General features: G+C 40.7%; 11 protein-coding genes. 8 read left to right on the top strand and 3 right to left on the bottom strand.

The features are described 5' to 3' along the window. Window positions 1-253: 253 nt before the first annotated feature. The 3 genes from recF to dnaA form a co-directional block, all read right to left on the bottom strand. The gene (gene recF / locus LAJ61_RS05430; RefSeq protein WP_224054758.1) at window positions 254-1,426 is read right to left on the bottom strand and encodes a DNA replication/repair protein RecF; all 1,173 of its coding nucleotides are present in this window, start codon (window positions 1,424-1,426) and stop codon (window positions 254-256) included. A 52-nt stretch (window positions 1,427-1,478) separates the two neighbouring features. Beyond that, entirely contained in the window at window positions 1,479-2,654 is a 1,176-nt protein-coding gene (dnaN, locus tag LAJ61_RS05425) for a DNA polymerase III subunit beta (protein WP_224054757.1), read from the bottom strand. A 104-nt stretch (window positions 2,655-2,758) separates the two neighbouring features. Beyond that, the gene (gene dnaA, locus LAJ61_RS05420; protein ID WP_224054756.1) at window positions 2,759-4,099 is read right to left on the bottom strand and encodes a chromosomal replication initiator protein DnaA; all 1,341 of its coding nucleotides are present in this window, start codon (window positions 4,097-4,099) and stop codon (window positions 2,759-2,761) included. 502 nt (window positions 4,100-4,601) lie between these two features. Here dnaA and rpmH point away from each other — a divergent pair. The 8 genes from rpmH to LAJ61_RS05380 all read left to right on the top strand — a co-directional run bounded on the left by rpmH (window position 4,602) and on the right by LAJ61_RS05380 (window position 11,986). After that, window positions 4,602-4,736 (top strand): 50S ribosomal protein L34, encoded by a 135-nt coding sequence (gene rpmH / locus LAJ61_RS05415; RefSeq protein WP_050326012.1) that lies wholly within the window; start codon window positions 4,602-4,604, stop codon window positions 4,734-4,736. Window positions 4,737-4,998: 262 nt separating this feature from the next. After that, window positions 4,999-5,436, top strand: coding sequence for a ribonuclease P protein component (rnpA, locus tag LAJ61_RS05410; RefSeq protein WP_224054755.1), 438 nt, complete (start codon window positions 4,999-5,001; stop codon window positions 5,434-5,436). Window positions 5,437-5,499: 63 nt separating this feature from the next. Next, the gene (gene yidD / locus LAJ61_RS05405) at window positions 5,500-5,799 is read left to right on the top strand and encodes a membrane protein insertion efficiency factor YidD (protein ID WP_224054754.1); all 300 of its coding nucleotides are present in this window, start codon (window positions 5,500-5,502) and stop codon (window positions 5,797-5,799) included. A 164-nt stretch (window positions 5,800-5,963) separates the two neighbouring features. Then, complete coding sequence (gene yidC / locus LAJ61_RS05400; protein WP_224054753.1) at window positions 5,964-7,655, top strand: membrane protein insertase YidC; 1,692 nt, start codon at window positions 5,964-5,966, stop codon at window positions 7,653-7,655. Window positions 7,656-7,815: 160 nt separating this feature from the next. Further along, window positions 7,816-9,207 carry a tRNA uridine-5-carboxymethylaminomethyl(34) synthesis GTPase MnmE gene (gene mnmE, locus LAJ61_RS05395; protein ID WP_224054752.1) on the top strand — a complete coding sequence of 464 codons (1,392 nt, stop codon included), beginning with the start codon at window positions 7,816-7,818 and terminating at the stop codon, window positions 9,205-9,207. A gap of 32 nt (window positions 9,208-9,239) precedes the next feature. Beyond that, on the top strand, window positions 9,240-9,764 hold the full coding sequence (nrdR, locus tag LAJ61_RS05390) for a transcriptional regulator NrdR (RefSeq protein ID WP_224054751.1): 525 nt from the start codon (window positions 9,240-9,242) through the stop codon (window positions 9,762-9,764). Between the two features lie 7 nt (window positions 9,765-9,771). Then, on the top strand, window positions 9,772-10,851 hold the full coding sequence (gene ribD / locus LAJ61_RS05385) for a bifunctional diaminohydroxyphosphoribosylaminopyrimidine deaminase/5-amino-6-(5-phosphoribosylamino)uracil reductase RibD (protein WP_224054750.1): 1,080 nt from the start codon (window positions 9,772-9,774) through the stop codon (window positions 10,849-10,851). Window positions 10,852-11,317: 466 nt separating this feature from the next. Beyond that, window positions 11,318-11,986, top strand: coding sequence for a riboflavin synthase (locus LAJ61_RS05380; RefSeq protein ID WP_224054749.1), 669 nt, complete (start codon window positions 11,318-11,320; stop codon window positions 11,984-11,986). The last annotated feature ends 151 nt before the right edge of the window (window positions 11,987-12,137 follow it).

The raw sequence follows: 12,137 nt of genomic DNA, 5'->3' as shown, positions 1-12,137 counted from the left end.
ATAAGTTTTGCATGGCAAAAACGTCAGAACATACTCGATTTTATGGTCAAAATCGTTGATTTTTTTCTTAGTTTTTTGGGGAAAAATAAAGGGTTTATTGTAGCAAATTTTAGGGGAAAAGTCACTGAATATCCCTGCTTGCAAGAGGTAAAATAGTGATTTAGCTGAGCTAAAAAAGAGGGAGTTTAAGTTACATGAGTTTGAAAAAATACTTAATCATCTAACCTTAGTCACCTAAAAATGTTATTGGTTTTTATAGGTCATTTCGAATAGCTTGTGCTTCAAGCGGTAATTGTCTAACGCTTCCCTGTTCCACGTGAAACAGTTTTATATTATTCTGCCAAATATTCTGAATAGTTTCGACGATATCTTGGGTGAGACTAGTGATAAACAGCTGTGAATTAACTTGTTTTAAGCCAGTTAATAACAACATAAGTGCGTCACTATCCAATTCCGCTGTGATATCGTCCACCAATACCAAAGGTACTTTATCAACCTGATTGAGTAACGGTAACTGCGATAAGCGAAGCGCCATGACCAATAATTTTTTTTCACCCCGTGACAGCATATCGGTGGCAAGCAATGTCTGCTTGTGTTTATGCCCTGCTGCATCGGTATGTACTAAATCTAGCACGACATTGATATCAGCCCGATGACATCCCATACGCGTATAGCCAAGCTCGATGTCAGACGCTAAACGATTGGCTAAGGTAATGGCTAAGCCAGCTTCAGTATCAAACCCCGGTGTATAACGCAATCGTAATTTTTCGGCATACTGGGGTAAAAATTTTTGCACTTGCGCCAAAAAATGGGGCTGCCATTGTTCAATGATGTGAGCCCTTGCTTGGTGAATTTTTTCTGCATGTTGGCTTAGCTGGTAATCCCAAGCTGACAGTTCTTGCTGTTGCAGGCTAGTTAATGAGACGTTGCCAACATTTTGCTTTAATAAGCTATTGCGTTGTTTTAATAGACGCTGATAAGACAGCCAATTGGGGTGAAATGATTGTTCCACGTGAAACCCTAACCAATCTAGCATTTCACGCCTTGCTTGACTACCATCCTCTAACTGTGCAAGGCTCACAGGCTCGAGCAATAGGGTGGGTAGCAGCTGCGCAAGTGGGCTTTGGGTGACAAGAGACTGACCATTAATTCGCAATTGCGTGGTAGCGTCTTGGGATTTGGCAATAGCGACCGTTTGCTCATGATTGAGCTTAGCAAAAACCGTCGTATCGCTATAACCATGCTCAATATAATGCCTCGGTTGATGATGGCGAAAACTTTTGCCGCGCGATAACAAATAGATGCTTTCTAATAGCGACGTTTTTCCGCTGCCATTTTGACCCAAGAACACATTACAACTGCTGGGTTGTAATTCAATCGTGTGAAGATTGCGAAAATGATGAATAGTTAATTCAATAATTTGCATGATTTATCTACTTGACTACTCATCACTGGATTGAAAAAAATATGCCCGCTGACTAAATACGCATTGGCATAACCACAAACTCATGTTTGCTGTCATTGACTTGTTGTACCAATACCGAAGCATTGGCTTGGCTCATATTAAAGTCAATTTCGCCTTGCAGTACATTGAGCACATCTAGCAAATAAGCCACATTGAATGATATCTCTAATGGCTCGCCTTGATACTTAACCTCAAGCTGCTCACTGGCTTCATCTTGCTCAGCATTGCTAGCACGTACCATCAAATTGTTATCGCCTGAAAAATCAAAAATCACGCCACGCGATTTCTCGTTACTTAAAATAGCCACGCGGCGAAGCACATTCGCCAGCTGCTCTTGGCTGATACGGGCAATTTTGTTGGTCAATGACGGCATGACGCGGCGATAATCGGGAAACTTACCATCAATCAAACGGGCGGTAAAAGCCACCATGATGGCATTTTTTAGCTGACCTGTATTATCGACTTCCCCAAAAGGGAGTAAAACTTGTAAAAATTCACGACCGACATTGAGGGTGATTTTATTATCTTGATTAGGTAGCATGCGTTTAAGCTCTGCTAACAAACGTTGTAATTCAAGTACGGCTTTTCTTGGTAAAATTGCAGCCAGTGCCACGCTATCATCACACGCTATCACCGTACGAGCCAATGCCAAGCGGTGACCATCGGTTGATACCGTCGCCAATTGCCGCTCTTTGACTTCAAACAGCATACCGGTGAGATAATAACGCACATCTTGCACCGCCATCGCAAAATGCGTTTTATCCAGCAAATCGACAAGATCTTCACGGCCCAATTGAATAGGCGTAACTTGTTCTGGTTCACCCAACAGGGGAAAGTCTTGGGCAGGTAAAGTACTGAGTTTAAAACGACTACTACCGCACACAATTAGACACTGATTGTCGTCACCTACACTGATAGACACGGGTAAACCGTCGGGCAATAATTTTACGATATCTTTGAATTTGTTGGCAGGAACGGTGATTTCACCTGGTTGTTTGCACGCCGATGCTGGCAAATTGAGGGTAGCTTGTAATTCAAGCTCTAAATCTGACGCTACCATCACCAATTGAGAGTCGGTTAACGCCAATTTCATATTACCCAAAATCACCATGTTATGGCGTTTGTCAGCGGCTTTTGAAATTAAATTAATCGCTTGTAGTAACAAATCGCGAGAGATTACTAATTGCATGGCACCGCCTCAAATCAAAATGAATGGTTATAACAAATGGAAAAATTAAAACTTATTATACGGGGTAATTGAGTAAAAATCTTTTTAATCGAGTTAACAAAATACTAAGTCTGTAACATTAATTTTAATGAGCGATAATCCTTGTCAAACATCAGATCGCTGACACAAAGTTCTTGTACTTTCTCACAGGCGTGCATGACCGTGGTATGGTCGCGACCACCAAATGATTGCCCAATTTCTGTAAAGCTGTTATTGGTTAGTTCACGGGCTAAACTCATAGCCACCTGACGCGGGCGAGCGATATGACGTAAACGCTTTTTACCCATCAGGTCTTTGACCGATATATCATAAAACTCAGCAACGACTTTACGAATATTATCCATACTGACCGCTTGTACACGAATGGCAATCAAATCTTTTAACGCCATTTGTACCAGTTCTAAATGGATAGGTTGATTGAGCAGACGGGAAATGGCTAAAACTTTGTTGAGCGCCCCTTCCAACTCTCGCACATTGGCAATGATATGCTGGGCGATAAAAATGGCACATTCTTTTGGCAAAATTACTTCCTGCGCTTTGGATTTTTTTTGCAAAATTTGAATCCGGGTTTCTAGCTCTGGCGGCTCTAGCGCTACTGCTACCCCCCAAGCCAAACGTGACTTTAAACGTTCATCAAAGTCAGTCAGTGCGCTCGGGTGTTTATCTGATGCCAAAATCACCTGTTTATTTTTGCTCATAAAATCATTAAGCAATAGCAAAAACTGCTCGCTACTTTTTTGCTTGCCCGCAATCACATGAATATCATCAATAATCAATAAATCGGCTTTTTTTATTTTATCTTTGAACTCATCGATTTTTTGCTTTCTTAATGAATTCACCAGCTGGTTAACAAATTTATCGGACGTGAAGTAATAAAAACTTTTGCCTTGCTTTAAAATCTCATGGGCAATTGCTTGCATCAAATGGGTTTTTCCCAAACCTGTCGCGCCATAAATAAATAGCGGATTATTTTTAGATTGTCCCAAATTGTTAGCAGTCTCTCGGCAAATACTATAAGCGATTTGATTGGATTTTGCGGTTACAAATTGGTCAAACGTGAAGTGCGGATCGATGTACTGAAAAGAACGTTGCTGCTCATTTTTTACCAGCGTCACTTTTTGCTCACCAAGCTCTTGTATACTAACAGCGTCAGTGATTGCGTTACCCTTATCAATTTGAATCTGCACATGAATCGGTAGAGTTGGCTCAAGCTGGTGTAAAATCGTTTGAATTTGACTTAAATGATTTTTTTCAACATAGCTGGCAAAGTACTGATTAGGTACATTGACAACCATCGTATTGTCATGCATCGAGGCGGATAATGGGCGAATCCACATGGTAAAAATATTATCAGGTACTTGATATTTTAATTCGTCAACGCACTTAAGCCATAATGCATCAGCCATAACTTCATTTTCCTAATTCAAGCATTTTCAAAATTGGTGTAATGTATCATAAAACCGCGATTTTACAAATAAAATTATTGTGGATAATAATGTGGATATAATTGTTGATAAGTTGGAATTGGAAGTTGCTAACAAACTATCAACTATTTATATACAGGTTTATCAACATTATAAATAATTGTTTTTTATTATTATTCTATTAAATATCCACTAAAAATTAGGTGCTTAATAATAATAATTAATACTTATTTAATATATAATAATAAAAAAATTTTTTGTGGATAACTTTTTGTCACGTTGTATTTGTCATACAAAAATGTTATTTTACATAAGCAAAATAATTGACTGTAGCAGTAATTTTAATAAAGAAATTAATCGGTAAGCTTAGTTATCCTTGACCTATGGGTTAAAATTAAGGATAATAGAAGATTAACTGTTTTGAAATTTTGTATTTTAACCGCTATCGGTTAAATGTCACGTAAATTTAGCCAAGGTGAATCGCATGAAACGCACTTTCCAACCAAGCGTAATCAAACGTAAACGTACTCACGGTTTCCGTGCTCGTATGGCTACTAAAAATGGCCGTCAAGTTTTAGCTCGTCGTCGTGCTAAGGGCCGTCATCGTTTAACGGTGTAATGTCTATTTCGTTAACTTGATTTAATAATAATGTGGATATTAAAACAAGTTATAGTAAAAAGCGATATACTTCTTATATCGCTTTTTTTATTGTTGTACTAATCGTTATAGTAGAAGTCCGTTTTTACCTAGCGCTTAGCATACTCCCCTACTCTATTATTTCAGCCTATTTTTACCTTATCCATAAAATCTTTATAGCTTCTTATTTATAACTTTAGCTTTTATTTTAATGGTGCTTTGGTATTGATTTGGACTTATCCTCATGATTGCAGACAAACCTTTTAAATTTGATAAATCACAGCGGCTACTAACGCCTAAAGATTTTAAAGCGATGTCGGGTCGTCATACCAAAACTGGTGAAGATCAGTCACAGCCTGTTGTGATATTTAAAATTCATCAGCTTAACTTATTGTTCTTTGTCAAAGTGGTTTTAGCCGACACCCAAAGACAAGCTCCAGTAAATCGGTTGGGTCTTGCGATCACTAAAAAGAAAGTTAAACGTGCCCATGAGCGTAATCGTATTAAGCGATTAACGCGAGAGTATTTTCGGTTGCATCAATATAAGCTAAATGCTCAAGTTGATATTTTATTGACTATCAAGCAGTTTTCCGATGACATGCCAAATGAAGCAATTGCGCAGCAATTAGCGATGGGCTTTAACTTAATTAACGATAAGATTAGAAAGTTGAAGCGGAGTTAATTTTTTGGGCAGTTCGTAATATCTCTACTCAAATGAAGGTGATAAAAAATCTGGGTTTAATCCATGGATAAATTATTAGCAAAATTTTTGCTGTTTATGATTATATTTTATCAGCGTTTGATTAGTCCGTGGTTGGCACCTCGTTGCCGGTTTTATCCAACGTGCTCTAGTTATGGTTTAGAGGCGGTAAGATTGCATGGGGGATACCGGGGTGGATTATTAACAGCCAAGCGTATCGCGCGCTGTCATCCTTGGGGTGGGCATGGGATTGATTTTGTCCCTAAGCCGTTATATCGCTACCACTATCATTATATTGACACACGCCCGTCTTACTTTTTGGTATATGCTTACCACTATCATTAATTTATAAAAACTTGTTGCCAGTCTCAAATAGCGTAATCAAGTCAATTATTTATAGAATATCTTTTTTAACTTTTTTTTAGTAGAATGTCTTCTATTTTTTAATTGTTTCTCCTTTATTAGCAACTAGTGATTTTAAGCAATATCATTAGATAGGATAGCTATATATGCAAAAAATTTTACGGACATTGATTATTATCGCAATGTTGATTACGGGTTATTTGCTGATTCTGGCATGGCGGGATGATTATACCAATGTAAATAAACCCGTGGCGATAACCCCAACAACCACAGCCGTTAGTAGCAATGATGTACCAGTGGCGGGGGCTTCAAGTACGCCAACGGGCGATATTCCCACGGCAACGGCAACTACACCAAACGCCGCTCCCACTACCCAGCAAACGGGCGCACAGCTGATTAGCGTGATGACGGACAAATACGATATTCGTATTAATCCAGTCGGTGGCGATGTGGTGTACGCCGCGCTTCGAGAGCAGACCCAGACATTAGATAGTAAACAGCCATTTGTACTCCTTGAAGAAGATAGTAATCGCGTATATGTGGCTCAGTCAGGGTTAATTGGCGCCAATGGTATTGATAATAGCAATGGCCGTGCGACTTTTACCGCGCCTAGTAACCAATTTGTCATGCAGCCCAATCAAGCCGAATTGGTCGTGCCTTTAACTTATCAAAAAGATGGCGTAACTGTCATCAAATCGTATAAGTTTACCAAGGGTCAATATCCTATCAACGTCAGCTATAACATCACCAATAACGGCACGCAGCCTTGGCAAGGACAAATGTATGCGCAGTTAAAACGTGATAATAGTGAAGACCCAGGTAAAGGTGACAAAGGCGCAATTAGCCTATCGACTTACCTAGGGGGGGCATGGGGTACACCAGAGCAGCCTTACAACAAACTCAAGTTTGGTAATTTCAATGAGGGTTTAAAAGCCAGCAGTGATAAAGGCTGGATTGGCATAGTACAGCATTATTTTGTCACCGCTTGGGTGCCAAAGGATTACACAGCGAATTTTTATAGCCGTGAAGCTGGCAAAGATCACATCATCGGGTTTACCAGTAACCCTGTATCAGTTGCTCCCAACAAGCAAGTGACCTTAACGTCTGCCTTGTATGCAGGTCCAAAAATTCAAGCTAACTTAAAACCTTTGGCAGAGGGGTTAGATAAAACTGTTGATTACGGTATTTTATGGCCGATTTCAAAAGTGCTATTTTGGATTTTGGATAATGTGCATAAAGTCTTAGGCAACTGGGGCTGGTCAATTATTGTACTTACTTTATTGGTTAAAATCGCGTTAATGCCAATTGCCAATAAAAGCTATCACTCGATGGCAAAAATGCGTGCAGTGGCACCACGATTGCAAGCCTTAAAAGAAGAATATGGTGATGACCGTATGCGTATGTCACAAGAGATGATGCGCATCTACAAAGAAGAAAAAGTTAACCCAATGGCAGGTTGTTTACCGGTATTGCTGCAAATGCCGATTTTCTTGGCGTTGTATTGGGTGCTAGTTGAATCGGTTCAATTACGCCATGCCCCTTGGATTGGTTGGATTCGTGACTTATCATCCATGGATCCATTGTTTATCTTGCCCCTGATTATGGGCGCGGCGATGTTTTTCCAGCAGATGCTAAACCCACAACCGCAAGATCCTATGCAAGCCCGTGTGATGAAATTTATGCCGATTATTTTCACCGTGTTTATGCTATTCTTCCCAGCGGGTCTAGTGCTTTATTGGACGGTCAACAACTTGTTTAGTATGGCGCAGCAATACTTTATCAATAAAAAAGTTGAGCGTGAGCAAGCGGCAAAAGAGGCAGCACGTAACGTGGTGTAAATCCATCGAACCGTAATTTAATACTTTAACCGCCCTTTAAGCCGTTGTTTAAAGGGTTTTTTATTGGCAAAAAATAATCATGTTGTAATCAGTGAACGGATGTTAAAATATCAGCATTGAGTCAATGCTGACTACCCGAAATGTTAGATTGTAAAAAATTATGTTAAATAACTCTCAGACAGCGCTTACTTCAACGATTGCCGCCATTGCAACACCACTGGGTCGTGGCGGGGTTGGTGTGATACGTTTATCAGGTCCAAACAGTTACCAAATTGCCTTGGCATTGACAGGTCGTCAAGCTTTCAAACCGCGATTTGCCCATTTTTGCCGATTTTATGATAGTGATAATACGGTGATTGATGAGGGATTGGTGTTATATTTCCCTGCCCCCCATTCTTTTACCGGTGAAGATGTGATTGAGTTGCAAGGTCACGGTGGTATGATTTTGCAGCAGCAGCTTTTGACCCGTGTGTTTGAATTGGGTGCAAATCAAGCGGTAGCGGGCGAGTTTTCGGCGCGGGCTTTTGATAATGATAAGCTTGATTTGGTACAAGCAGAAGCGATTGCTGATGCCATTGATGCCACCAGTGTGGCTGCTGCAAAAAGTGCCATGCGCTCATTGACTGGTGAGTTTTCACAAAAAATTAATGCGCTGCTTGAGCAGTTAATTCAGCTACGACTGTATGTTGAAGCCGCTATCGATTTTCCGGATGAAGAAGGGGTTGATTTTTTGGCAGATGAACACATCGCCAAGCAATTACGCCAAGTTTGTGAGCAACTAAACACTGTGTTAGCTACTGCCAAACAAGGGCAGCTGTTGCGAGATGGTGTCTCAGTTGTGATTGCCGGGCGACCCAATGCGGGAAAATCTAGCTTACTCAATCGCTTAGCAGGACAAGAGCGTGCCATTGTGACCGATATTGCAGGAACAACCCGCGATATCCTACAAGAAACCATTGTGTTAAACGGGCTAACGCTGAATTTGACCGATACCGCTGGGCTGCGCCAAACCGATGATATTGTGGAACAGGCGGGCATTGAGCGAGCACGACAAGCCATCACCCAAGCTGATTTACTGCTTATGGTGTATGATGCGCACCGTGAGCATGAGCCGTTACGGTTGGCGAGCGAATTATTTGGTAGCTTGCCCAATGCCAATTCGATATTAATGATTGCCAACAAAATTGATTTATCCGACAATCACCAGAATTTGCCCAAGCAATTTTCATCACAAGAGCAGATTTATCACCCCGTCTATGTGTCTTGTAAATATGGTACAGGGCTTGAAGAATTGGTCAATCAAATCTGTGATAAAGTCGGTTTTCATCCCCCTGAAAATAGCTTGATTGCACGAACCCGCCATCTTGATGCGCTGCGCCGTACCCAAATGGCGCTGCAAGAAGCCGATGAACAACTGCATTTGTTTCATGCCGGTGAATTGGTGGCGGAAAGCCTACGCCAAGCACAGATTAGCCTCAATGAAATCACCGGTGAATTTACCGCCGATGATTTATTGGGTAAGATTTTTGGCAGTTTTTGTATTGGCAAATAAATTAATAGGTTTAAACTTAGCTAGGAAATCGCATGCACTGTCCATTTTGTAATGCTGAAGATACCAAAGTTATTGATTCAAGACTCGCGGCAGAAGGTGCGCAGGTACGCCGTCGTCGTCAGTGTACCGCGTGCCAAGAGCGATTTACTACCTTTGAAATTATCGAAGCGGTCATGCCCCGTATCATCAAATCCAATGGTCGTATCGAGCCGTATGATGGACAAAAACTGCGTCGCTCAGTGCAGCTACCACTACAAAAACGTCCAATATCGACCGACAACATTGAAGCCATGATTAGTCGTATTGAAAAACAGCTCAGGCAGCTCGGTGAGCGGGAGGTGCCAAGTAAAATTTTAGGTGAAATCGTCATGAAAGAGTTGGGCCAAATTGACGATGTCGCCTATGTTCGATTTGCTAGCGTGTATCGTGATTTTCAAGATATTGAAGCCTTCAAACACATGGTGTCAAACCTCACCACGGACGCCAATAAACAAGAAATCAATCAACGTATCGAAGACTTGACCCACCCACACAAGCTCAAACATCTACAATCCTAAGTTTATTATGACGGCAACTTTATCATCTGCTGAGCGCTATCAGCACCAATACTACATGTCACGCGCCATTGAGCTGGCTAAAAAAGGACGTTTCACCACCCGTCCCAATCCTAATGTCGGCTGCGTCATTGTCAAAGACAATCAAATCATTGGCGAAGGTTTTCACTATCAAGCAGGACAACCCCACGCCGAAGTATTTGCTCTTCGCCAAGCGTATGAGCATTATGCCAAGCACTTGCAAGGTGCAACAGCATATGTCACGCTTGAGCCTTGTAGCCATCATGGACGTACCCCGCCCTGTGCTGATGCGCTAATCAAAGCGGGTATCAGCCGTGTAGTGATTGCTGTTGTCGATCCTAATCCTAAAGTCGATGGTGGTGGTATTGCCAAACTGCAGCAGGCGGGTATCGAAGTCATTACTGGCATTTGTGAGCAAGCGGCTTATCAATTGAATGAAGGGTTTTTTAAAGTCATGCGTGGCGGCTTGCCCTTTGTGCGCTTAAAGATAGCGACAAGTTTGGATGGACGCACCGCGATGGCAAATGGCGAGTCAAAATGGATAACCAGCGGCCAATCACGCGAGGATGTACAACGTTTACGAGCGCAGGCAGGGGCAATTATTACGGGTAGCGAAACCATCCTACAAGACCATCCTGCGCTAAATATCCGTAGTCAGCAATTAGGGGTAAATTTAGACGATATACCCCAGCCGTTATTGGTAGTGCTTGACCGTCGTCAACGCATCCAAATGACGGATGCATGGTACCAAAGTCAAATCAACAAGCGTCCCGTTTTGCTTATCCAAGACGCAACTATGAGCTTAACCCAACTACTCACTAGTCTAAAAGACAATTACCAAATCAATGATGTGTTGGTTGAAGCGGGTGCGACGGTCGCTGCTAGTTTCTTACAACAAGGTTTGGTAGATGAATTAGTCATGTATCAAGCGCCATGCATTTTGGGTAGCAGTGCTAAGCCCATGATTAACTTTAACGCACAGCATATTCACCAACAAATGGTCGCTTCACTAGTTTCACATGAAACAATAGGTGTTGATATCAAATTGACCTATTGCTTTGATAAGTAAATACACACAATCGGCTAGGTAAAACTTGCGCAAAAAACTAGTTAAACTAGTATATTATTTGCCTTTTAAAACTTATCCACATTATTAGCTAAATTTAATAACTATTTTAAAACTAGCATTTCTTTTGTGGATAAGTGTTTCACATGAAACAATGATTAGAGTCAAATTATACTGTAATACTAGACCATAAGCGTTGTTCCACATGAAACATCGCACAAAACACCCGTTACCTATCACAATTATGACCAGTGGATAAGTAGATAAACAAGGTCATAACTAGTCTATGATGGTAAGTTATCCACCAAAAGCTACCTCTATCATCTTAATTTTTTGAACGGTTGATGCTCGATTTGAATTAGAGTTGATAGCTGATCATAATTTAATTATTCTAAATAATATTTTATGTTTGTGATAGTTGTAAAAGTACATTAAAATGCATTGTTATGATAAAAGATTAGGATAAATAATGTTCACAGGTATTATTGAAGCTACTGGAAAAATTGTTGCGATTACGCCAACACAGGGTGATGTACGCTTAAAAGTTCAATCTGTCTATTTGGACTTTGCTGATGTCAAATTGGGTGACTCGATTGCAAGTAACGGGATTTGTCTCACTGTTGTAGAACAAGGTAAAGACTGGTACGCCGTTGATGTTTCACGTGAAACACTCAATAAAACAGCGATGCAGCAATGGCAAGTTGGCGATGTATTAAACCTTGAAAAAGCCATGTTGCCTACCACACGATTTGGCGGACACATTGTCAGCGGTCATGTTGATACCACGGGTACGGTTAAACTGATAAAAAATGATTCGCGCTCGATTTACATAGAGATTGAGATTCCAAGCGAGTTTACCAAATATGTCGCTACTAAGGGTTCTGTAACGGTCGATGGTATTAGCCTGACCAGTAATTTGGTAGAAGGTAATGTGATTAGTTTAAATATCATCCCGCATACAGCGCAGGTCACCAACATAGCCAGACATTGGAAAGTGGCAACAAAAGTTAACATCGAGGTGGATGTGGTAGCCAGATATTTAGAAAAGCTTCTTGTGTCAACATCAGGCAACATGTCACATGCTAACCATGAAGGCATTACGTTAAATTTCCTACAACAAAATGGATTTAGCAAATAACACCGATATATCCCCTGCTAAACTTTTAGCTGAACAAAAATCGTCAAATTTTGGTTTATAATGATGGACAAAAAACCACCAACCAATTTACTTTTAAAACTCGACCCTAATAATATTTGACTTCAAACAAAAAAAGACCAAGTTAATTTGG

Origin of the sequence: Faucicola osloensis (assembly GCF_020041925.1) — a bacterium.
Lineage (GTDB): Bacteria > Pseudomonadota > Gammaproteobacteria > Pseudomonadales > Moraxellaceae > Faucicola > Faucicola osloensis_D.
Note: the sequence above shows the minus strand (reverse complement) of the source record. Positions and strands in the feature narration are given on the sequence as shown.